This window comes from Paenibacillus sp. PK1-4R (assembly GCF_030369595.1).
GTDB lineage: Bacteria > Bacillota > Bacilli > Paenibacillales > Paenibacillaceae > Paenibacillus.
The window spans coordinates 6095486-6117750 of the sequence record NZ_CP126535.1; the positions used below are offsets into that span (position 1 = coordinate 6095486).

Annotated in this window: 15 protein-coding genes, 13 tRNA genes, 4 rRNA genes and 1 pseudogene; 3 read left to right on the forward strand and 30 right to left on the reverse strand. The window is 46.5% G+C overall.

Going from position 1 to position 22265, the window contains the following annotated elements:
- Positions 1-67: 67 nt before the first annotated feature.
- Together sigW and ppc are read right to left on the reverse strand one after the other, a co-directional pair.
- The gene (gene sigW / locus QNO02_RS26460) at positions 68-634 is read right to left on the reverse strand and encodes an RNA polymerase sigma factor SigW (protein ID WP_017692117.1); all 567 of its coding nucleotides are present in this window, start codon (positions 632-634) and stop codon (positions 68-70) included.
- Positions 635-896: 262 nt separating this feature from the next.
- Positions 897-3689, reverse strand: a complete 2793-nt coding sequence (gene ppc, locus QNO02_RS26465) for a phosphoenolpyruvate carboxylase (protein WP_091038385.1) — start codon at positions 3687-3689, stop codon at positions 897-899.
- 578 nt (positions 3690-4267) lie between these two features.
- Between ppc and QNO02_RS26470 the strand changes: the two genes are divergently transcribed.
- Positions 4268-4609 (forward strand): WGxxGxxG family protein, encoded by a 342-nt coding sequence (locus QNO02_RS26470; RefSeq protein WP_091038383.1) that lies wholly within the window; start codon positions 4268-4270, stop codon positions 4607-4609.
- 233 nt (positions 4610-4842) lie between these two features.
- On the opposite strand, the gene QNO02_RS26475 is transcribed toward QNO02_RS26470, so the two are convergent.
- The 19 genes from QNO02_RS26475 to QNO02_RS26565 form a co-directional block, all read right to left on the reverse strand.
- Positions 4843-4913: transfer RNA gene (locus tag QNO02_RS26475), tRNA-Gly, on the reverse strand.
- Positions 4914-4926: 13 nt separating this feature from the next.
- A tRNA-Pro gene (locus tag QNO02_RS26480) sits at positions 4927-5000 on the reverse strand.
- Between the two features lie 15 nt (positions 5001-5015).
- Positions 5016-5092 (reverse strand) — tRNA-Arg (locus tag QNO02_RS26485).
- Between the two features lie 7 nt (positions 5093-5099).
- Positions 5100-5174, reverse strand: a tRNA-Gly gene (locus QNO02_RS26490).
- Between the two features lie 10 nt (positions 5175-5184).
- Positions 5185-5265: transfer RNA gene (locus tag QNO02_RS26495), tRNA-Leu, on the reverse strand.
- A 6-nt stretch (positions 5266-5271) separates the two neighbouring features.
- Positions 5272-5347 (reverse strand) — tRNA-Lys (locus tag QNO02_RS26500).
- Between the two features lie 9 nt (positions 5348-5356).
- Positions 5357-5431, reverse strand: a tRNA-Gln gene (locus tag QNO02_RS26505).
- A 10-nt stretch (positions 5432-5441) separates the two neighbouring features.
- Positions 5442-5517: transfer RNA gene (locus tag QNO02_RS26510), tRNA-Val, on the reverse strand.
- 7 nt (positions 5518-5524) lie between these two features.
- Positions 5525-5596 (reverse strand) — tRNA-Glu (locus tag QNO02_RS26515).
- Between the two features lie 10 nt (positions 5597-5606).
- Positions 5607-5679, reverse strand: a tRNA-Thr gene (locus tag QNO02_RS26520).
- Between the two features lie 3 nt (positions 5680-5682).
- Positions 5683-5758 (reverse strand) — tRNA-Asn (locus tag QNO02_RS26525).
- 84 nt (positions 5759-5842) lie between these two features.
- Positions 5843-5959, reverse strand: a 5S ribosomal RNA gene (gene rrf, locus QNO02_RS26530).
- Positions 5960-6036: 77 nt separating this feature from the next.
- Positions 6037-8964 (reverse strand): 23S ribosomal RNA (locus QNO02_RS26535).
- Positions 8965-9173: 209 nt separating this feature from the next.
- Positions 9174-9249 (reverse strand) — tRNA-Ala (locus tag QNO02_RS26540).
- A gap of 22 nt (positions 9250-9271) precedes the next feature.
- A tRNA-Ile gene (locus QNO02_RS26545) sits at positions 9272-9348 on the reverse strand.
- Positions 9349-9384: 36 nt separating this feature from the next.
- Positions 9385-9501, reverse strand: a 5S ribosomal RNA gene (rrf, locus tag QNO02_RS26550).
- 106 nt (positions 9502-9607) lie between these two features.
- A 16S ribosomal RNA gene (locus tag QNO02_RS26555) occupies positions 9608-11160 on the reverse strand.
- Together the 16S, 23S and 5S rRNA genes with 13 tRNA genes alongside form the textbook arrangement of a ribosomal RNA operon.
- A 479-nt stretch (positions 11161-11639) precedes the next feature.
- Complete coding sequence (locus QNO02_RS26560) at positions 11640-11870, reverse strand: hypothetical protein (protein WP_017692114.1); 231 nt, start codon at positions 11868-11870, stop codon at positions 11640-11642.
- 153 nt (positions 11871-12023) lie between these two features.
- The gene (locus tag QNO02_RS26565) at positions 12024-12641 is read right to left on the reverse strand and encodes a stage II sporulation protein M (protein ID WP_289390449.1); all 618 of its coding nucleotides are present in this window, start codon (positions 12639-12641) and stop codon (positions 12024-12026) included.
- Between the two features lie 122 nt (positions 12642-12763).
- On the opposite strand from QNO02_RS26565, the gene pdaB reads away from it, so the two are divergent.
- Positions 12764-13540: a polysaccharide deacetylase family sporulation protein PdaB gene (pdaB, locus tag QNO02_RS26570; protein WP_124118831.1), complete on the forward strand. Its 777-nt coding sequence runs from the start codon at positions 12764-12766 to the stop codon at positions 13538-13540.
- A gap of 99 nt (positions 13541-13639) precedes the next feature.
- Here pdaB and QNO02_RS26575 read toward each other — a convergent pair whose 3' ends face one another.
- The gene (locus QNO02_RS26575; RefSeq protein WP_133387518.1) at positions 13640-14272 is read right to left on the reverse strand and encodes a KinB-signaling pathway activation protein; all 633 of its coding nucleotides are present in this window, start codon (positions 14270-14272) and stop codon (positions 13640-13642) included.
- A gap of 125 nt (positions 14273-14397) precedes the next feature.
- On the opposite strand from QNO02_RS26575, the gene gerD reads away from it, so the two are divergent.
- Positions 14398-15150, forward strand: coding sequence for a spore germination lipoprotein GerD (gerD, locus tag QNO02_RS26580; RefSeq protein WP_289390450.1), 753 nt, complete (start codon positions 14398-14400; stop codon positions 15148-15150).
- 89 nt (positions 15151-15239) lie between these two features.
- Here the strand turns inward: gerD and salA are convergent, their stop codons facing one another.
- The 8 genes and pseudogenes from salA to rplQ form a co-directional block, all read right to left on the reverse strand.
- Positions 15240-16340, reverse strand: a complete 1101-nt coding sequence (gene salA / locus QNO02_RS26585; protein ID WP_091039175.1) for an iron-sulfur carrier protein/transcriptional regulator SalA — start codon at positions 16338-16340, stop codon at positions 15240-15242.
- Positions 16341-16419: 79 nt separating this feature from the next.
- Positions 16420-17175: an N-acetylmuramoyl-L-alanine amidase CwlD gene (cwlD, locus tag QNO02_RS26590; protein ID WP_133387520.1), complete on the reverse strand. Its 756-nt coding sequence runs from the start codon at positions 17173-17175 to the stop codon at positions 16420-16422.
- A 68-nt stretch (positions 17176-17243) separates the two neighbouring features.
- Positions 17244-18343 (reverse strand): annotated as a pseudogene (gene sat, locus QNO02_RS26595) (sulfate adenylyltransferase).
- A gap of 92 nt (positions 18344-18435) precedes the next feature.
- Positions 18436-19128: a phosphoadenylyl-sulfate reductase gene (locus tag QNO02_RS26600; protein WP_091039173.1), complete on the reverse strand. Its 693-nt coding sequence runs from the start codon at positions 19126-19128 to the stop codon at positions 18436-18438.
- A gap of 781 nt (positions 19129-19909) precedes the next feature.
- A complete protein-coding gene (rpsI, locus tag QNO02_RS26605) occupies positions 19910-20302 on the reverse strand; it encodes a 30S ribosomal protein S9 (protein WP_017692105.1) in 393 nt (130 codons plus the stop codon).
- Between the two features lie 19 nt (positions 20303-20321).
- Positions 20322-20759, reverse strand: coding sequence for a 50S ribosomal protein L13 (gene rplM / locus QNO02_RS26610; RefSeq protein WP_024633564.1), 438 nt, complete (start codon positions 20757-20759; stop codon positions 20322-20324).
- A 205-nt stretch (positions 20760-20964) separates the two neighbouring features.
- Positions 20965-21738, reverse strand: a complete 774-nt coding sequence (gene truA / locus QNO02_RS26615; protein ID WP_289390451.1) for a tRNA pseudouridine(38-40) synthase TruA — start codon at positions 21736-21738, stop codon at positions 20965-20967.
- Between the two features lie 159 nt (positions 21739-21897).
- Entirely contained in the window at positions 21898-22263 is a 366-nt protein-coding gene (rplQ, locus tag QNO02_RS26620) for a 50S ribosomal protein L17 (RefSeq protein WP_017692102.1), read from the reverse strand.
- Between the last annotated feature and the right edge of the window lie 2 nt (positions 22264-22265).

A 22265-nucleotide genomic window follows, 5' to 3' on the forward strand; every position in this document is an offset into this window, starting at 1 on the left:
CATTACATACGCATCCGTTTCGGATATGTTTCAAATAATTTCGCCCATATTTAAAGGCGTTTAACATTTATAACTTATACTCCAATTTTTTACGTAGAAAATCACGGCCCCGATGAACGCGTGTCTTGATCGTTGTTACGGGCATACCTGTCACGTCACTGATTTCCTGTAGCGACAAGTCCTGTAAATATCTCAGAATCATAACGGACTTATACTTAGCTGGTAAACTGTCAATGGCCTCACGAATGAGTGTCTGCGTTTCTGACAGGAGCGCTTCACTCTCCGGTGTACGATCATCACTCGGGAGCATCGCATAACCATCAGATCCTTCCTGGTCATTCAGTTCAGCATCCAAAGAGTATGAAGGTTTCTTTCTGCGCAGTCGGTCAATACACAGATTTGTCGCGATCCGGTAGATCCAGGTTGAGAACTTCTGGTTCGGATCGTACTTCTCCATATTACGAAACACACGCAAAAACGTCTCCTGCACAACGTCTTCAGCTTCATGACGATTGTTCAGCATCCGGTATGCCAAATGAAATAGCTTGTCCTTATATAGTTCAACGATTTCTGCGAAGGCTCTCTGGTCGCCCTTGAGCACCAGTTTCACAAGCCTGTTCTCCAAATTGTCCACCCTTATTCCCCCAGACATGCTGATGGGTCTTCCGTCTTCTGATACCCGTCCACACTTGTAATTCACCAATCAAATCGTAAATCAACTTTGGTCAAAAATCAAGACTGTATGACAAATATCCGCCAAAAACAGTAAAAACGGGAACTCCAGCAGGAGTCCCGTTTCATCTCTCACTCCGTAGAGCAGAGAATGGAGCTTTTTAGTTAACAAAGTAATGAGTACTTTGTTACATATGAATTATTCATATGCATCAGTTCAGGCATCAACCTGTATTACGCAGCCCTGCAGCAATACCGTTAATAGTCAACAACACTTCTCTAAGCAGCTCCGTATCGTCCTCACCACGTTCACGCATATCTCTGAGCTCGCTCAGAAGTTGAACCTGCATGTAGGACAACGGATCTACATAAGGGTTACGAAGACGAATGGATTCTTGAATAACCGGTACATCATCCAGAATTTCAGCTTCTCCGGTAATTTTCAGAATCAGCTCTTTTGTGAGCTTGAATTCGGCTTCGATCTGACCGTATATGCGATCACGGGCTTCCTTGTTCGAAGTCATTGCTGAATATTCTTTGGCAATCACCAGATCTGCCTTGGCTACGGCCATCTGTACCGTATCAATTAATGTACGGAAGAATGGGAAGCTTGCATACATTTCTTTCAGGACAATTAGATTTTCCTCTTTATCCTGATAGTAACTTTGCAATCCTGTTCCTGCCGCGTACCATGCCGGAAGCAGATATCGACTTTGAGTCCATGCGAATACCCAAGGGATCGCTCTCAGATCTTCAAACTTATCGCTATTTTTACGCTTGGATGGACGGGAACCAATATTCAGTTCACCAACCTCCGGAAGCGGCGTTGATTCTTTGAAGAAGGTAAAGAAGTCTGGATCACGGAAAATCAGGTCCTGATATTTCGTCAGAGATACTTCCGAAATCTCTTTGATGATGCTGTCCCAATGGCGCTCGGATGCTGACTCCTGAGGCTCTAGCCCATTAAGTGCTGCTGTAATCAAAGCCGAAGTTGCTTGCTCCAGACTGCGGTATGCAATCCCCTGAAGGGAATAACGGGAAGAAATAACCTCTCCCTGCTCCGTAATCTTGATGCCTCCACCAATGGTATGTGGTGGTTGAGCAAGAATACTGCGGTTGAGTGGCATGCCGCCACGTCCAAGAGCCCCGCCACGTCCATGGAAGAACTTCAGCTTAACGCCGTGTTCATTACCTACAGCCGTGATGGCATTCATTGCTACGCGCAGTTCCCAGTTGGCTGTAACCACTCCGCCATCCTTGTTACTGTCTGAATAACCAAGCATGATTTCATGCAGTTCATTCCGTCCTTTTACGCTTGCGCGGTATACAGGAAGGTTGAACAGCTTCTCCATAATGTCCGAAGCCGCATGTAGATCATCAATCGTTTCAAACAGCGGTACCGCTTGAAGTGTAGATACAACGTCACCGTTGTGACCTTTGGTGAATAAGCCCACTTCCTTGGCAAATACCATAACCTCAAGCAAATCACTTGCGCCCTGCGTCATACTGATCAGGTAACTTGTGATACAGCCGTCCCCAAATTCGTTCTGGGCACGTTTAATGGTACGGAAGACATCCAGACACTCTTTGGTTCCCTCCGTGTATTGGTGATAAGGAGAAGTAAGCGGACGTGGATCATCCAGCAAACGAGCAAGCAGATCGATTTTACCGTCTTCAGTCAGACGCGCATAATCCTCTACAATGTTCATTTTCGCCAAAATCTCCGACATCGCATTTTCATGTTCCTTACTGTGCTGACGCACATCCAATGCTGCGGTATGGAAACCAAACAACTCGACTTGACGAATCATTTTGCGAATGGTCGTATCTGCTACGTAATCGGCAAAATGATGGCGCAGACTTCGATCAATAATCATCAGTTCATCAATCAAATCCTGTGCGCTATGATAACGGTCAGGCTGACCTAATTTGTTCTCATCCAGTACATTGTTCAGCTTGGCAATCATATAGGCCAATTTGATGCGGTATGGCTCTTTTTCATTCCGCCAGATATCCACTTTTTTCAATGTAACAGAATTACGGTCCTGCTCAATCGACTGCACCAGCTCATCCGATACATGGATGATGTTTGTGCTGAAGCTGAGATGGCCCATAAGTTCAATCATAATCCGTTGGTATTCACGCAAAGCGAGCTTGCGTTGCATCAACAGCGTCTGCCATGTTACATCTGAAGTTACCGAAGGATTTCCATCCCGGTCTCCACCGATCCAGGAACCGAACCGCAAATACGTCGGCACATGCCAGTCATGGTCAGGATAAAATTTGTTCAGGCAGCGTTCCAGCTCCTGATACACATCCGGAAGTACGTGGAACAACGTTTCATGAAAGTAATACATCCCGTTCCGCACTTCATCGAGTACAGTCGGTTTACGGTCGCGAAGTTCATCTGTCTGCCAGAGTGTAATAACCTCATTCAGCAGTTTCTCACGCAACTGTTCACGTTCACGCAACGTCAGCGTAGGATTATCAAGTGACATGACATCTTCGGATATCCGCTTGTGGATGTCCAGAATAACCCGGCGCATGGCTTCGGTTGGGTGAGCTGTCATGACGAGTTCCAACGACAAATCATCGAGAATCTCTTCCACCTCTGTATGAGACAGTCCACGTTCCTTAAGATCCTGTACTGCTTTCTCAATCGATCCTGGCTGCACAGCGTCCCCTGCAGAACGTTCATAATCCCGTTTACGCCGGATCCGATGGTTTTGTTCAGCAATATTAACTAATTGAAAATAAATAGCGAAAGCCCGAATAACCTGGTGACGATTGTCCGAGTCTAATTCCTGGATCATCGTTTTGAACTCTGCATAGAGTTCTGGCAGAAATTCTGCACGCAACGATTTGCTCGTTTCCCGAATCTTCTCAACGATATCTAGAAGCTCCGTGCCGCCTTGATGGACAAGAACTTCTCCGAGTATATTGCCCAGGAACCGCACGTCTCGCCGAAGCAGGTTGTTGGATTGGCTTTTGCTGGCGGTTACCATAGTTTCAGTCATGCTTATCCTCCCATCTGATCGTTCCATTCGTACACGTAAATTTGACACCTTCATAACATCATACAATAAAATGGTACGAAAATCTTTATTTTTCTACTAGAAAAAATGGGGATTATCCCCGATTTACAGCAAAAAAACACGCTTTTTTATTCATTTTCTTGTTCTGCTTCAATTAATGGTCATATACTGTCGCATGATACCTTTTTCACGTACTTTAGATAAATCAAAAGTCTCATACCTATTCTTAAAAACTCATAAATATACAGTTCTTTTAGATATGATCCCATGTACCTAATTGTAAGGTTAAACCGCATAATTTCATTGTTTGAGAACAGATGATATACAAAGAAACATGACCGGCAAAGCAAGCTTTTGTATACTTTACCACAGTGACGCAATAAATTAAAGATGTAATTATAAATTTCTTCCCACTACAAGTCTGCTTATTAGGGGAGGTTCTTATGTATGTTCCTAACCTACTGTAATTGTAGGGATATCTTAACAGACCATTTCTACATAATGTTCTTAGCTTTTTGGGCAGATTAATCTATAGCTCTAACCAAAAAGGAGGAATTTAAATGATGAAGAAAGGTACAACAATTATTGCTTCCGTGCTTCTGGTGGCCGCGATGGCTGGCCCTGCTGCAGCTGATGGTCAAATGTCCAAAGGAATGGATACCAACACCAATGGATCACGTGTCCGGTCTTATCAGGACACCAACTACATGGATCGCACAAACACCAACCTGAATATGGATGGAAACTACCGCAACAATGGTGACTATCGTACCAACAGTGTTCGTGCAAACGCCACAACAACCGACCGTGATAACGGCATGGATTGGGGCTGGCTCGGTTTGCTGGGACTGCTTGGATTAGCGGGCATGCGTAGAAGAGTGACGGATCACAACGAACGTTAAATTGTACTCACGTCACGTTACAATAGCTGCTACGTCTTAGAAGCAGCTCATCCACAGAGATAAACAGAAGAGCCAAGACCTCCCTATTTGGATTGCAAAGGGGTCTTGGCTCTTTTTGAATAAACCTGCACTGTACCTTACATAAAATATTATATAAAATAACTACTAATTATTACGTTAATAAAAATAAAAAAACCTCTGCATCTGCAAAGGCTCTTTCATTATATCCTGTAAGCGGGTGATGGGAATCGAACCCACGCTATTAGCTTGGAAGGCTAAAGTTCTACCATTGAACTACACCCGCATAAACAAAAAAATCGGGATGACACGATTTGAACATGCGACCCCCTGGTCCCAAACCAGGTGCTCTACCAAGCTGAGCTACATCCCGATACTAAAAAAATAATGGCGCGCCCTGAGAGATTCGAACTCCCGGCCTTTTGATTCGTAGTCAAACGCTCTATCCAGCTGAGCTAAGGGCGCAAAATATTGGAGCGGAAGACGGGAATCGAACCCGCGACCCTCGCCTTGGCAAGGCGATGCTCTACCGCTGAGCCACTTCCGCAAATAAAGGATGCGCGTGGAGGGACTTGAACCCCCACGTCAAAGACGCTAGATCCTAAGTCTAGTGCGTCTGCCAATTCCGCCACACGCGCATATGATGGTGAGTCATGAAGGGCTCGAACCTTCGACACCCTGATTAAAAGTCAGGTGCTCTACCAACTGAGCTAATGACTCATACTAAAATGGCTGGGGATATAGGATTTGAACCTATGCATGACGGAGTCAAAGTCCGTTGCCTTACCGCTTGGCTAATCCCCAATAAAAAATATGGTGGAGGCTGAGGGGATCGAACCCCCGACCCTCTGCTTGTAAGGCAGATGCTCTCCCAGCTGAGCTAAGCCTCCAACTATATGACCCGTAGGGGATTCGAACCCCTGTTACCTCCGTGAAAGGGAGGTGTCTTAACCCCTTGACCAACGGGCCCCATTTCCAAAGCTCTCAACCGGGATCGAACCGGTGACCTCATCCTTACCATGGATGCACTCTACCTACTGAGCTATGAGAGCAAATGGCTCCCCGAACAGGGCTCGAACCTGTGACAACTCGATTAACAGTCGAGTGCTCTACCAACTGAGCTATCAGGGAATAATATGCATTTGCAGGGCAAATGCAATTCATCGTACAACGTCCACATGCAGAGCCTGTTTTCTATGTATGATGAAAGAGTTCGCTTGGCGGCGTCCTACTCTCCCAGGACCCTGCGGTCCAAGTACCATCGGCGCTAGAGGGCTTAACGGTCGTGTTCGGGATGGGTACGTGTGGAACCCCTCCGCCATCGCCACCAAACGCGTAGCTTACATTTCAGAGTGTTGTTCTCTGAAAACTAGATTCGAAACGAAACATGCGAATTACAACTTGCATATTTGGATAAGCCCTCGACCGATTAGTACTGGTCAGCTCCATGCATTGCTGCACTTCCACCCCCAGCCTATCTACCTCGTCGTCTTCAAGGGGTCTTACATACTGGGAAATCTCATCTTGAGGGGGGCTTCACGCTTAGATGCTTTCAGCGTTTATCCCGTCCGTACATAGCTACCCAGCGGTGCTCCTGGCGGAACAACTGGTACACCAGCGGTACGTCCATCCCGGTCCTCTCGTACTAAGGACAGCTCCTCTCAAATTTCCTACGCCCACGACAGATAGGGACCGAACTGTCTCACGACGTTCTGAACCCAGCTCGCGTACCGCTTTAATGGGCGAACAGCCCAACCCTTGGGACCTACTTCAGCCCCAGGATGCGATGAGCCGACATCGAGGTGCCAAACCTCCCCGTCGATGTGGACTCTTGGGGGAGATAAGCCTGTTATCCCCAGGGTAGCTTTTATCCGTTGAGCGATGGCCCTTCCATGCGGTACCACCGGATCACTAAGCCCGACTTTCGTCCCTGCTCGACTTGTAGGTCTCGCAGTCAAGCTCCCTTATGCCTTTGCACTCTTCGAATGATTTCCAACCATTCTGAGGGAACCTTTGGGCGCCTCCGTTACTCTTTAGGAGGCGACCGCCCCAGTCAAACTGCCCACCTGACACTGTCCCCGCACCGGATTACGGTACCAGGTTAGAACCTAGATACGATCAGGGTGGTATCCCAACGTTGCCTCCACAGAAGCTTGCGCTCCTGCTTCAAAGGCTCCCACCTATCCTGTACAGATCGTACCCAAATTCAATATCAAGCTGCAGTAAAGCTCCATGGGGTCTTTCCGTCTTGTCGCGGGTAACCTGCATCTTCACAGGTATTAAAATTTCACCGGATCTCTCGTTGAGACAGCGCCCAAGTCGTTACGCCATTCGTGCGGGTCAGAATTTACCTGACAAGGAATTTCGCTACCTTAGGACCGTTATAGTTACGGCCGCCGTTTACTGGGGCTTCGGTTCACAGCTTCGGGATTGCTCCCTAACCACTCCCCTTAACCTTCCAGCACCGGGCAGGCGTCAGCCCGTATACTTCGCCTTACGGCTTCGCACAGACCTGTGTTTTTGCTAAACAGTCGCTTGGGCCTTTTCACTGCGGCCCCCTCGTGCTATTCACACTACCGGGGCACCCCTTCTCCCGAAGTTACGGGGTCATTTTGCCGAGTTCCTTAACGAGAGTTCTTCCGCGCGCCTTAGAATACTCTTCTCGCCTACCTGTGTCGGTTTGCGGTACGGGCACCTTCACCTGGCTAGAGGCTTTTCTTGGCAGTGTGAGATCATGACCTTCGCTACTACAATTTTCGCTCCCCATCACAGCTCAGCCTTACAATGTGCGGATTTGCCTACACATCAGCCTTACTGCTTAGACGGACATCCATCAGTCCGCGTCACTACCCTACTGCGTCCCCCCATTGCTCATAACGGCTTACGGTGGTACAGGAATTTCGACCTGTTGTCCTTCGACTACGCCTTTCGGCCTCGCCTTAGGTCCCGACTTACCCTGAGCGGACGAGCCTTCCTCAGGAACCCTTAGGCTTTCGGCGGATCAGATTCTCACTGATCTTTTCGTTACTCATACCGGCATTCTCACTTGTATAATGTCCAGCGCTCCTTACGGTACACCTTCAACCCTTATACAACGCTCCCCTACCCCTGATGCAAAGCATCAAGCCATAGCTTCGGTGGTGTGTTTAGCCCCGTTACATTTTCGGCGCAGAGTCACTCGACCAGTGAGCTATTACGCACTCTTTCAATGGTGGCTGCTTCTAAGCCAACATCCTGGTTGTCTGTGCAACTCCACATCCTTTCCCACTTAACACACACTTGGGGACCTTAGCTGATGGTCTGGGCTGTTTCCCTTTTGACAATGGATCTTAGCACTCACTGTCTGACTCCCGGAAGTAAGTCTATGGCATTCGGAGTTTGACTGAGCTTGGTAACCCTTGCGGGCCCCGCACCCAATCAGTGCTCTACCTCCACGACTCTGTTTTCCGAGGCTAGCCCTAAAGCTATTTCGGGGAGAACCAGCTATCTCCGAGTTCGATTGGAATTTCTCCGCTACCCCCACCTCATCCCCGCATTTTTCAACATGCGTGGGTTCGGGCCTCCAGTGCGTGTTACCGCACCTTCACCCTGGACAGGGGTAGATCACCCGGTTTCGGGTCTACGTCCACGTACTATGTCGCCCTATTCAGACTCGCTTTCGCTGCGGCTCCGGCTCTTCACCTTAACCTTGCACGGGAACGTAACTCGCCGGTTCATTCTACAAAAGGCACGCCATCACCCCTAAAACGGGCTCTGACTTTTTGTAAGCACACGGTTTCAGGTTCTATTTCACTCCCCTTCCGGGGTGCTTTTCACCTTTCCCTCACGGTACTGCTTCACTATCGGTCGCTAGGAAGTATTTAGCCTTGGCAGATGGTCCTGCCGGATTCATACGGGGTTTCACGTGCCCCGCACTACTCGGGATCCGTCTCGGAGGGAACAGACTTTCAACTACAGGGCTTTTACCTTCTTTGGCGGGCCTTTCCAGACCTCTTCGCTTAACCGGTTCCTTTGTAACTCCATGTGAGACGTCCCACAACCCCAAAGAGCAAGCTCTCTGGTTTGGGCTTCTCCGCGTTCGCTCGCCGCTACTGACGGAATCACTATTGTTTTCTCTTCCTCAGGGTACTTAGATGTTTCAGTTCCCCTGGTATGCCTCTACATAACCTATGTATTCAGTTATGAGTAACTGGAAATTACCCCAGCTGGGTTTCCCCATTCGGACACCCCCGGATCAAAGCTTGCTTACAGCTCCCCGAGGCAGTTTCGTTGTTCGCCACGTCCTTCATCGGCTCCTAGCGCCTAGGCATCCTCCGTGTGCTCTTAGTAGCTTAACCATTTTGTTCCGGTTTCGGTCGCTCGCTTCCCTTGGTTTGAACTGCGTCCAAATCCAAAAGTCACTCTCATCCGATACCATCACAAAAGCAATTTAACTACCTTTATACACTTGACTTGTTTGCACAAGTTCAGCTTAAAGGAATGTTCTAATTCGCGTTTGTTTCGTTTCGATATCTAGTTTTCAAAGAACAAACTTGTAAAACATTTTTGGTGGAGCCAAGCGGGATCGAACCGCTGACCTCCTGCTTGCAAGGCAGGCGCTCTCCCAGCTGAGCTATGGCCCCATATAAAGTTTAAAGGTATAGATGGTGGGCCCTGGTGGACTCGAACCACCGGCCTCACCCTTATCAGAGGTGCGCTCTAACCAACTGAGCTAAGGGCCCACATTATATATACTATTTGAACCCAAAATGGGTTACGCTTGGCGGCGTTCTACTCTCCCAGGACCCTGCGGTCCAAGTACCATTGACGCTGAAGGGCTTAACGGTCGTGTTCGGGATGGGAACGTGTGGAACCCCTTCGCTATCGCCACCAAACGTTTGAGAGTTTGAACTCTCAAAACTGAGCAACGAGTGAGTAACTAGCCGACCTGGCTAGATTTTGTATTTGAATGTTTCCGTTGCAGGAAACAATTCTCCATAGAAAGGAGGTGATCCAGCCGCACCTTCCGATACGGCTACCTTGTTACGACTTCACCCCAATCATCTATCCCACCTTCGGCGGCTGGCTCCTTGCGGTTACCCCACCGACTTCGGGTGTTATAAACTCTCGTGGTGTGACGGGCGGTGTGTACAAGACCCGGGAACGTATTCACCGCGGCATGCTGATCCGCGATTACTAGCAATTCCGACTTCATGCAGGCGAGTTGCAGCCTGCAATCCGAACTGAGACCGGCTTTGTTGGGATTGGCTCCATCTCGCGATTTCGCAGCCCGTTGTACCGGCCATTGTAGTACGTGTGTAGCCCAGGTCATAAGGGGCATGATGATTTGACGTCATCCCCACCTTCCTCCGGTTTGTCACCGGCAGTCTATCTAGAGTGCCCACCCGAAGTGCTGGCAACTAAATATAAGGGTTGCGCTCGTTGCGGGACTTAACCCAACATCTCACGACACGAGCTGACGACAACCATGCACCACCTGTCTCCTCTGTCCCGAAGGAAAGGTACATCTCTGTACCGGTCAGAGGGATGTCAAGACCTGGTAAGGTTCTTCGCGTTGCTTCGAATTAAACCACATACTCCACTGCTTGTGCGGGTCCCCGTCAATTCCTTTGAGTTTCAGTCTTGCGACCGTACTCCCCAGGCGGAGTGCTTAATGTGTTAACTTCGGCACCAAGGGTATCGAAACCCCTAACACCTAGCACTCATCGTTTACGGCGTGGACTACCAGGGTATCTAATCCTGTTTGCTCCCCACGCTTTCGCGCCTCAGCGTCAGTTACAGCCCAGAGAGTCGCCTTCGCCACTGGTGTTCCTCCACATATCTACGCATTTCACCGCTACACGTGGAATTCCACTCTCCTCTTCTGCACTCAAGTCACCCAGTTTCCAGTGCGATCCGGGGTTGAGCCCCGGGATTAAACACCAGACTTAAATGACCGCCTGCGCGCGCTTTACGCCCAATAATTCCGGACAACGCTTGCCCCCTACGTATTACCGCGGCTGCTGGCACGTAGTTAGCCGGGGCTTTCTTCTCAGGTACCGTCACCTTGAGAGCAGTTACTCTCCCAAGCGTTCTTCCCTGGCAACAGAGCTTTACGATCCGAAAACCTTCATCACTCACGCGGCATTGCTCCGTCAGGCTTTCGCCCATTGCGGAAGATTCCCTACTGCTGCCTCCCGTAGGAGTCTGGGCCGTGTCTCAGTCCCAGTGTGGCCGATCACCCTCTCAGGTCGGCTACGCATCGTCGCCTTGGTGAGCCGTTACCCCACCAACTAGCTAATGCGCCGCAGGCCCATCCCCAAGTGACAGATTGCTCCGTCTTTCCAGTTTCCTTCAGGCGAAGGAAACAACTATTCGGTATTAGCTACCGTTTCCGGTAGTTGTCCCAAACTTGAGGGCAGGTTGCCTACGTGTTACTCACCCGTCCGCCGCTAACCATCAGAGAAGCAAGCTTCTCTTCAAGTCCGCTCGACTTGCATGTATTAGGCATGCCGCCAGCGTTCGTCCTGAGCCAGGATCAAACTCTCCAATAAAGTATTGAAAAGAGCGATAAGCTCATTTTGAATCTGACGAGATTAAAAATCTCATTTGTGCTCTAGTCGATTCAAGCCAAGGCTTGTCTCCAACTTTCGCGTTCATTCTGCAAGCAGAATGTTTACTCACTCGTTGTTCAGTTTTCAAAGATCAAACATTCAATTTTGTGCTGTTTTTCATGTTGTCGTCGTTTCAGCGGCGACTTTTATAATATATCATGTTGAAGTTCTCTTTGCAAGCATTATTTTTTCGATTATTTTCAATCGCTTTATTTTCGTGCTTGTTTCAGTGAACCGCTCCTAAAAAAGGAACGAAAATTAATTTACCATATGAAATCAGATAGGTCAACCCTTTTTCGACAAAAAGTATGAACCCCTTAACAATTTCACATTCTCATGGTTCAGAGGTACAGCACCCACTATTAAGAGCCGCACCTCACTTCCACTATTGTAAATCGAATATATGACCAACTTCAGCATTACGGCTTCGACTTTTTTAGCTTCCCACCTCTTGCATACTTGGACAACTCTTTTGGCGGGGCAAAGCGTGCATACATGCGGAACACAGTCTTATATCGGCTCGCGATAGCATATTTGATCTCTTGGTCAAGACGATTATCACTCAGATCGAACAGCATTTCATCTAATTCTTTACGCAGCACATAGTCTAGTTCCTTGCATTCCTTCTCGTTAAACAACATACCCAGCATTAGAGTTCTCCTTTTTGTGCATAGCCTCTTTATCACACTTACAGAAGTTCCATGCAGCACCTCGTGCATTCGCTTTTTGTAGTGCTACTGGAACCCGTTTTATTGTTATGGTCAACTTTCTGAAAATTTATGAATGCCAACCATCACAAAATTTTATCCTCTCACCAGAGTATACGTAAGTGTGCTTTCGATGATTGCTGCAACCAGAAGCAAGATGACAACCCAGAAAGATGCCGTTAACGTCCTATTCATGAATGCTCTCCACCGGGTACCCATCGTATTTCGCTTGTCACTTCCAAGTTGTACAAGGCTTTTGATAACCAGACCACCAAACTTCAGTCCGAAGGCGCAAGCAATAATAATGACCGGAATCTCAATAATGCCATGCGGAAGTAAACCTTTAACCACAATATCATAGAAGCTTGCCCCATAATTCATCGTGGTGTGCACCACAAATCCAAGGACCATCCCATTGATCAGCAGGAAGATAACAGGCAGAATACCGAAAAATATGCCGGCATAGATGACAAGTACACTTTTGATGGCATTATTGAAAAAGATGAACAGGAAGAAGTTCCACTGCACATTGCCCCCCTGCTCCAGCCGTTTACTGACTTCACGTAATCCTCCGATTTGGTTCAACAATAGTTCTTCCAGTGGCCCTGTACTCACCCATCCTGCCCCTATACCAACAGCAAACAATACAATGGACCAGATTAATGCACTGCGGATGGAGCCAAGACCTCTAAGAAATGTACTGAATTTTAACATAATAACCTCCTGTAGAATCTAAAATGATGGACAAACAAGGTTCCGTTACGAATAACTGGGGAGTACGAGCATACATTGGAGAGTAAACAAGCATTTCTTATGGGAGAGGGGCGCTTATTGAAATGAACTCGTTCTATGTATTTAGCGGCAAAAAGATTAAACGGTACCTGATTGTCCTCGTTGCTGCCATCTTTGCGATCGGTATTATTTATCTGGAGAGTGGCAATGTCTCCGTATTCTCGGAGGAAGCACCTTCAGCAGTCTACAGCGTTCCAACCGAGAAGAAGGTCATTGCACTTACCTTTGACATTAGCTGGGGAGATAAACGGACAGAGCCGATTCTGAAAGTTCTTCAGGAGAATAAAGTGCAGAAGGCAACCTTTTTCCTTTCCTCCCCCTGGAGCAAGACTCACCCCGAAATTGTCACTGCAATCAAAGAGGCAGGATATGAAATTGGCAGCCATGGTCACAGACATGAGAACTACAGCAGCCTGACCGAGGAAGAAATTCGCAAAGAAATTTCGACAGCTCATAGCATTTTAACCGATTTAACGGGAAAAGAACCGAAATTAATACGTCTGCCCAACGGGGACTTTGACAAGCGAGTGCTTCAGGTAGCCAATAGTCTGAATTATCAGGTTGTGCAGTGGGATACCGACTCCTTGGATTGGAAAAACCCGGGTGTACAGACGATTGTTGATCGCGTAGTAAGCAAGGCACATCCAGGGGACATCGTACTGCTGCATGCAAGCGATTCTTCTAAACAAACTCATGAGGCACTCCCTGTCATTATCGACAAATTAAAAAACCAGGGCTATGAATTCGTAACCGTGTCTGAGTTGCTTAACCATTCCAGTGTAGAAGGTAAGGAAGTTCGTGATCAAGCCAGCGGTCAATAATTGGTAGATTGCTTGAGCTACAGCTCAAATACGAGTGTAAAAGTTGAAAAGAGCTAACCAGGTTAGCTCTTTTTGGTATGTTTTTATGCAAAACGAATACTATGCTCGGCTTTCTTTCAACTGTTCTGCCTTTCCACTTGCACTCCGGTTCGTAGATACATCCACCAGCCTGTGCAATATCAGCATTTGGTATGCATTACATAAGAGCAAAGGAACCACAATAAATATGGTTGCAGCATTCACATCAATACGTAATACGCCAATCGTCTCCACTATGGTGACGGCAATCATGAAAAAGAGTGTAGGTACAAGCGCGGAGATATGAGTGAGCTTTACTTTAACGTAAGCGGTAACAATTGCGGCTGCCAAAATAATGATACCTAACACAATATCCGATATGCGCTCCCGGTCTCCCCCAACAAACAGGCGTAAAAACATCACGTCAAGCAGGGCTAACACCGTTAGTACAATCTGCACGATCTGCCAACCGCGCTTTGGAAATACACCTTTACCCATATAATTCAATATCAGATATGCAAAGAAACCCATTTGTGAATACACGCTGATCATAACTCCTGATCCAAATAGGATCAAAAGATACAGAAGAAAATCATTTAATCCATTTGTTTTCTCCCCGTTCACCAGCATCATAATCAATCCTGTACCCAATGCTCCCGCGGCCCCGATAAGCAAGGCTGTCCAAAACAGGAAAAACCATCTACGTAAATTCAAAAGTTTTCCACCCCCGAGTGTTTATTTTACCAACCTTCTCAGCAAAAAACCATCATTGCTCAACATATTTCCCCCTTTCCCATCACATACTACATCCAGTATCTAATCAAGGAGGGATTGTACACATGAAACGGCCTTTGTGGCAGCTATGCTGTGTCGTACTGGGGCTATCCGTCATGCTTGCCGGCTGCGGTTCAGATCAGAGTTCTTCGCCTCCTCAGGGCAGTTATAAAGAGATGAAAACAATGGTTGTAGATATTTTGAAAAGTGACGAAGGCAAGAAAGCGGTGGAGGAAGCTCTTACAGGTCAAAGCTCATCCAGCGGAAGCAGCGGTTCTGAAGAAGGCGGCGGTTCGGGTGGCGCTTCAGGATCCATTGGTATGAAAATGTTAATGCCTGTGCAATCTTCGGAACAAATACGTATTGCAGTAAAAGATACCATCACAGCTCCCGAATATAAGAAGGAGTTCGAAAAGATCATGACTGATCCGCAGTTTGCGGGTGAATTTGCCAAAGTGATAAACGCACAAAGCAAACAACTTCATATGCAATTAATTAAAGATCCCACATATCAAAAATCTGTTGAAGACATCATGAAGTCACCTGAGGTATCCAAGATGTTCATGGATATGACGAAGACTCCGGATTATCGTAAACAGACGATGACTGTCATGCAGGAAGTGATGCAAAACCCGTTGTTCCGCATGGAAGTACTCACTTTGCTCAAGAAGGTAGTGCAGGAGGAATTGCAACCCAAAGTAGAAAGTGGCGGACAACAAGGGCAAGAGCAAGGCGGACAGCAAGAGGGTCAGGGCGAAGGTGGTAGTGATGGCGGAGATGGTGGAAGTGGAGATTCTGGCAGCGGTGGAGGTTCATAAACAGTAGATGTTGGTATATTACAGAAACTGAAAAGCCTGCATCCGAATGGTGGACGCAGGCTTTATTTGTATTTATAACACTCATACCATTAGAATTTGGATTCAATGGACCGGGCAACTTCATCGTAGATAGCCCCTATACGGGAACCTGCTTTGTATACAGAAGGTGAAAAATCAGGCTCGGAAGGATGATTATCCGGTGTGCCTAATGGAATCTGGGCAAGCAAGCTTGTATGCAGACTTTCCGCAAGTCTTCCCCCGCCTCCACGACCAAAGACATAATCCTTCTCTCCGCAACTGCCACACTCATAGTAAGCCATATTCTCAACCACACCAAGTAACTCATGGTCGGTCTGAATGGCCATCGCACCCGCACGCGCTGCGACAAAAGCTGCTGTTGCATGCGGCGTGGTAACGATTATTTCCTTGCTCTGTGGCAACATCTGATGCACATCCAAAGCAACATCTCCCGTTCCTGGTGGCAAATCCAGTAATATATAATCCAATTCGCCCCACTGGACATCCGTAAAGAATTGACGCAACATCCTACCTAACATGGGTCCACGCCAGATTACCGGATTATTCTCCCGAATAAAGAAGCCCATCGACATGACTTTAACGCCGAAACGTTCAACCGGTTGAATAACGCCATCTTCAACGACCGGATATTCTTCAATCCCCATCATGTCGGGTACACTGAAGCCATAGATATCCGCATCAATCAAGCCCACTTTCTTGCCTTGTCGTGCCAATGCTGCAGCGAGATTAACGGTTACCGTTGATTTACCAACGCCACCTTTACCACTGGCCACAGCAATAAAACGAACACCTGATTCAGGACTTAACAACTCATGTCCATCTAGACCCGCTGCGTGACCTTTTACGAGCACTTCTTCCCGATCTGGCTCATCATCGGGTTGTCCCATATTCAGGCTCTCACGATCATGCTCAGAAGCTGCACGCACACGAATATGTACATCCTTCAGTCCGTGCTGGGACAACAGATTACGCGCTGCATCACTCAAGGCTGTTGTATCCTCAGGTCGATTTTCCAGTGTCACTATGGTCAGAGCCACATGATTTTCTTTCACCATAATATCTCGAACCCATTCCAGTTCGGTCAGACTTACTCCCAATTGCGGTTCTTGTAATGGCTGTAATAGTTCAAGTATCTGTTCTTTTGATAACATCAGACAGCACCTCAGCTTTATCTATTGGCATGTAATTAGGTATGCTGATCCAATTATATCATTACCTTTCTTGTTCTGACTAACTTTTAGGCCGTTCTCCTGAGGAATATCTAAGAATTCCATTATAGATCGAAGCAGCTACCTTGCGTTGATAAGCTTCGTCGGCAAGCATACGTGCCTCTTCCGGATGAGAAAGGAAACCCACTTCTACCAACGCTGAAGGGATCTTCAGAGCCTGTAACAGATAAACCGTATTCACCGTTTTTGCGATTCGATCTGTATTCTCCAGATTACGAACCATCTCTTGTTGAAGCAGATTAGCCAAACCTTCGTTATCCGGATGGTTAGTTGTATAGAAAACCTGCGCTCCACTCCATCGGTTGGAAGGGACACTGTTCATGTGAATGCTAATAAAGAGATCTGCTTGCTTATCCTCTATCCGCCGTACTCTTTGTTTCAGATCTTCCGTCTTGCGTTTGGAGTACCCCTTGGTGTCCGATTCCGCCAAATCAGTGTCTATTTCTCGTGTCATCACCACTAAGGCCCCTGCCTGTTGCAAATAATCTCTCACATACAGGGCGATAGACAGGTTGATATCTTTTTCAATAACCCCCTGTTTACTTACCGCTCCTCCATCTGGACCTCCGTGTCCTGCATCAATGGCAATGACTTTACCCGCCATCGGCAAACTCCAATAACCTGACGTCTTAGCGGAAGGTAGTTCATAGGACATTACCGCCACTAACATGGCCAGCAGACAGAGACTCAGCATGACCCTTTTGAGTGTTTTTAGCCTAATCCAGACTACAAAGTGTTTCCCCATATTTTTACGCATAAAAAAACCACCTCGTCCCTATAAATGACTCTAATCATCTATATGGGACAAGATGGACAAATATACCGCTAGGACCGGACTTGCTCCGCCATTCCTTCAATCAGCACCTCAGCTACCTCAGGACGTGTAAATTCAGGTGGAGGGCACTGGCCGTCACGGAGCAACCCGCGTACTTTGGTGCCGGAAAGCGCCATATGATGTTCTTTATCATGTGGACAAGTTTTGCTGGATGCCATGTTTCCACATTTGGTACAGAAGAAAGTATGTTCGAAGAACAGCGGTGTGATCCCCAGTTCCTCTGCTGTAAAGTTAGTAAAGATCTCCTGTGCTTCATATGTTCCATAATATTCACCCACACCCGCATGGTCACGACCAACAATAAAGTGGGTACACCCGTAATTTTTGCGAACCATCGCATGGAAATAGCTTCACGTGGACCGGCATACCGCATGGCTGCGGGGAACACACCAAGAAACGCACGATCAGCCGGGTAATAGTTCTCCAGTAATACCAGATAACTCTTCATCCGAACATCTGCGGGAACATCGTCGGACTTCGTCTCTCCCACAAGCGGATTCAGGAAGAGTGCGTCTACAAATTCCATAGCGCTCTTCTGGATGTACTCATGAGCCCGATGGACCGGATTAAGTGTGTGAAAACCAACTACCGTCTTCCAACCCTTCTCCTGAAAAATCTTCCGGGTATCTGCAGGATCATAATAGAATTCTTCAAATTTCGAAGGTTTTGGACGGTTCAACACTTGGATTGGACCTCCTACGTATGTTGCAGGGCGCTCCAACAGTTTTTCAACACCAGGACGCTCGGGATCATCTGTTTTGAATACACGCCGGGCTTCTTCACCCTGATCCACCTGGTATATACTTTGGACTTCAAGCAATCCATAAGTGACTCCATCTTGATCACCAACAAGTTTCACACGTTCACCAATCTGGATGGATGCGGCTTGTTTATCGTCAACAGCAAGTGTGATTGGTATACTCCAGGCTGTTCCATCGGCGAGACGCATGCGAGACACCACCGAAAGGTAATCTTCCTCATTCAAGAAACCTTCAAGTGGTGAGAACGCACCCACACCAATCAGATCCAAATCTGATATCGTCCAGGTATTAATACGCAAAGAGGATAAGTGTTTACTGTCTTGCAACAATTGCTCCCGTTCTTCTCCTTGTACGATACGCTGAACCAGCGTACCTCCATGTGGCAGAATCGATGTCATCTTGTCAGTTCCTTGTGTATCTATTATTTATGAAGGCCACATTCCGTTTTATCATTACCAGACCAGCGTCCAGCACGAGGGTCCTCGCCAGGCATAACCTGACGTGTGCAATGCTCACAGCCAATACTCGGGTAGTTCTGATCATGTAGAGGATTATATACAACGTTATTGTCACGAATATATTGCCATACATCCTCCGTCGTCCAATGTGCAATCGGATTAAACTTCATCAGGCCAAATTTTGAATCATACTCAACCTTCTTGGAGTTTGCACGAGTTGGTGCTTGATCTCTACGAATACCTGTAATCCATGCATCATACTGAGAAAGAATTCGTGTTAACGGTTCGACTTTGCGAATGTTACAGCACGCATTGGGATCAGACTTCCACAACTCTTCACCGTGTTGAGCTGCCTGCTCTTCCGGAGTAATCTTAGGTGACACGCGTACAAATTCAAGGTTGTAGTTCTCTTGCATCTTATCACGTGTTTCATATGTTTCTTTGAAGTGGAAATCAGTATCCAGATAAAAAATATCTGTGGATGGGCTGATCTTCTGCAACATATCTACAAGTACAACATCTTCCGCACCAAAGCTACATGCAAAAGTGATATTAGGAAATGTTTCAATAGCATAACGAATAATATCCTCTGGACTAGCATGTTCCAGTTCCTCTGCCTTCGTCCGTGCCAATTCTTCTTTCTCCAACAAGTTCATCTGTGAATTTCCCCCATTCTGCATTTCAATACATCTTAAAGCCGACTAATCTAATATGAATTATGTTTAGTATAAATCTTTCAATGCGGATGTCAATGCCTGCCATATGGTAAAATAAATCAGTTTTTGCCCATTTTTGATTGTCGCTCTAACACAATATTCTGGTTCAATTTATCCATTTCTCAGTTCATGAGACAAAAACAATGATGTTGGTCCAAGTCATTGGTCAGATGATAATACATCTCTTCGGCTTGGAAAGTTTTGCTGCCGCTAGGTTTGGACAGTTCTTGCAGGCAAAAGCAGCATCAAAAAATGACTAGTCGATTAAAAATAAAGAAAAAGAAGATGAAGTTTTAAAGGGAGGTGAGTGACGACATATAGCGATTGATATGTAAGGGACTTTTATCGTTTCTATAAGAAATACTGATGAGGCTTGCTGCAGTAAAGCATTAAGTGCAAAACCAGTAAACCAAATGCTTTAAGAAATCCAGCGTGAGCGCCAATTGATGATTATATAAGAAGGTGTTGATCGTGTAGTGAGTGATGGGTAAGCGAAAAAAGAATGATCTAAAAAGATTAAAGAGGTTCAGTTAGATGTTTTAAAGGTACATATTATAGAACTATAATAAGGGATATTAAGAAGACATTGCAAAGGCAATGTGGGGAAAATTCATAAGCATGAGGAGAGATATCAGAGATATTACAAAAACAGATACTGTATAAGGCTGAATCGTCATGAATATATAAAAAAGCCTTTGACCGAGGCCAAAGGCTTTTAATATTAACGTTTGGAGAACTGAGGTGCGCGACGAGCCGCTTTAAGACCGTATTTTTTACGCTCTTTCATACGTGGGTCACGAGTCAGGAATCCTGCTTTTTTCAGGGATGCACGGTATTCCGGATCTGCTTTCAACAGAGCGCGGGAGATACCATGACGGATTGCGCCGGCTTGACCGGAGATTCCGCCACCATGAGCAATAACAAGAACGTCATAGTTGTTGAGCGTTTCTGTCAAGTTCAGTGGTTGTTTTACGATCAGTTTGAGTGTTTCCAAACCGAAGTATTCATTAATATCACGTTTATTGATGACAATGCGTCCTTCACCCGGTACAAGGCGAACACGTGCTACCGAATGTTTACGACGACCTGTCCCATAGTATTGTACTTGTGCCATGAAACTGTCCTCCTTTTAATTAACCGCGAAGTTCGTAAACTTCTGGTTTTTGTGCTGCATGTGGATGCTCAGTGCCTCTGTACGCTTTAAGTCTCAACTTCATTTTCTCGCCCATGCGAGTTTTAGGAAGCATACCGCGAACAGCCAATTCCAACATACGCTCAGGTTTGTTTTTAACCATCTCTTCAGCAGTAGTTACTTTCAAACCACCTGGGTGCATAGAGTGACGGTAGTATTTTTTACCTTGCATTTTCTTACCAGTCAATACGATTTTCTCAGCATTGATGATAACAACGAAATCGCCAGTGTCCACATGTGGAGTGAATTGTGGCTTATGTTTGCCGCGAATCAAAGCAGCTGCTTCGCTCGCCAAACGTCCGAGGGTTTTGCCTTCAGCATCAATGATGTGCCATTGGCGCTCAACTTCGTTAGGCTTCGCCATGTACGTAGTACGCATGAAAAGTTCCTCCTTAAAATGTTCAAAATCATCATTTTCATTTATCTTCGTTCGTTAAGTTATAACTTTAGGTGTTGATGGATTGTAAATTTGATGTGAACCTCTTAATTGGGGCTGTGGGAAAGCCATTAAGAAAACACAACTTTTATATTACATGATAGGCGATTAAATCGCAAGTGTTAATTAAGCTTTTCACTCACCAAATTTAATCTTTTTTGTATTCAAGATCCCAGAGCATTAAACCCCAGCTAACTGCAGTAGGTCCTGCAGCAGATCGATTACATGCAGCAATCATATTCGGTACATCAGAGGCTTTCCGTTTGCCCTCTCCGATCTCCAGCAGTGTCCCAACAATAATACGAACCATATGCTGCAAAAAGCCGTTACCACTCACATAAATGTGAATGACACCCTGATCGCGCGGATGGTCTCTGCACATTGATCGGTCCACTTCCATCCATGCTTCGTATACCGAACGGACATGATTCTCTTTCTGAGACTTGCGTGAAGCAAAAGAGGTGAAATCATACGTCCCTATGAAATGTCGTAAGCCCTCCTGCATTGCCATAATATCAAGCTTCGCATGATGATGATATTGCAGTCTTCTGTTGAATACATCCGGGAATTGATTCGCATTGACTGTATAACGATACGTTTTCTTTTTCGCTGCATAGCGAGAATGAAAATCAGCCGAAACTTCAATCGCATCAATAACGACAATATCGGAGGGTAATCTGGAGTTGAGTGCAATACACCAACGTTCAATCGGGATCTGGGACTCCGTAGGAAAATTGAAGATTTGTCTGCGGGCGTGAACACCTGCATCTGTTCGGCCCGAACCTGTAATTTTAACCTTCTCACCGGTTAAAGCACGAATCGCATCTTCAAGATGATCCTGAATGGTATTCCCACCCGGCTGTACTTGGAAGCCGTAATAGGCAGTGCCATCATAAGTTAACGTCATACATAAGTTCCGCATTATTACCACACCTTTGTTCCATACTATACATATCCCTATCCCGAACAGCAAAAGAAGCCCCTTACGGAGCTTCTATTACAGCACGAATTCCGAAATGAAGAGAAAAAAAGGGTTAATCCAGAATCGTTGATTCTGTCCCCTTTCCTCATCTCATCTGTTTTACGCGCGGTCTACCAGTTCCAAGTAAACCATTGGCGCTGCGTCACCACGACGAGGTCCCAGTTTCAAGATACGAGTGTATCCACCTGGACGCTCAGCGTAACGACCGGACAATTCGCTAAACAGTTTTTGGATTGCATCTTGCTCACCATCGATAGTTTCGCGGCGAACATAAGCTGCCACTTGGCGACGGGCATGAAGATCTCCCTTTTTCGCTTTAGTGATCAGTTTTTCAGCAATAGAGCGAACCTCTTTTGCTTTCGCTTCAGTTGTCTGAATGCGTTCGTATAAGAACAGGTCGGTTACCAGGTCACGGAACAAAGCTTTACGTGCGCTGGAATTACGGCCCAACTTTTGGTATGCCATTG

What these genes read in the sequence shown, in the direction of transcription:
- ppc (WP_091038385.1), bottom strand. Translation starts at nt 3,689, where the DNA reads ATGACTGAAACTATGGTAACCGCCAGCAAAAGCCAATCCAACAACCTG.
- QNO02_RS26470 (WP_091038383.1), top strand. Translation starts at nt 4,268, where the DNA reads ATGATGAAGAAAGGTACAACAATTATTGCTTCCGTGCTTCTGGTGGCC.
- QNO02_RS26560 (WP_017692114.1), bottom strand. Translation starts at nt 11,870, where the DNA reads ATGCTGGGTATGTTGTTTAACGAGAAGGAATGCAAGGAACTAGACTAT.
- QNO02_RS26565 (WP_289390449.1), bottom strand. Translation starts at nt 12,641, where the DNA reads ATGTTAAAATTCAGTACATTTCTTAGAGGTCTTGGCTCCATCCGCAGT.
- pdaB (WP_124118831.1), top strand. Translation starts at nt 12,764, where the DNA reads ATGAACTCGTTCTATGTATTTAGCGGCAAAAAGATTAAACGGTACCTG.
- gerD (WP_289390450.1), top strand. Translation starts at nt 14,398, where the DNA reads ATGAAACGGCCTTTGTGGCAGCTATGCTGTGTCGTACTGGGGCTATCC.
- salA (WP_091039175.1), bottom strand. Translation starts at nt 16,340, where the DNA reads ATGTTATCAAAAGAACAGATACTTGAACTATTACAGCCATTACAAGAA.
- cwlD (WP_133387520.1), bottom strand. Translation starts at nt 17,175, where the DNA reads ATGCGTAAAAATATGGGGAAACACTTTGTAGTCTGGATTAGGCTAAAA.
- QNO02_RS26600 (WP_091039173.1), bottom strand. Translation starts at nt 19,128, where the DNA reads ATGAACTTGTTGGAGAAAGAAGAATTGGCACGGACGAAGGCAGAGGAA.
- rpsI (WP_017692105.1), bottom strand. Translation starts at nt 20,302, where the DNA reads ATGGCACAAGTACAATACTATGGGACAGGTCGTCGTAAACATTCGGTA.
- rplM (WP_024633564.1), bottom strand. Translation starts at nt 20,759, where the DNA reads ATGCGTACTACGTACATGGCGAAGCCTAACGAAGTTGAGCGCCAATGG.
- truA (WP_289390451.1), bottom strand. Translation starts at nt 21,738, where the DNA reads ATGCGGAACTTATGTATGACGTTAACTTATGATGGCACTGCCTATTAC.
- rplQ (WP_017692102.1), bottom strand. Translation starts at nt 22,263, where the DNA reads ATGGCATACCAAAAGTTGGGCCGTAATTCCAGCGCACGTAAAGCTTTG.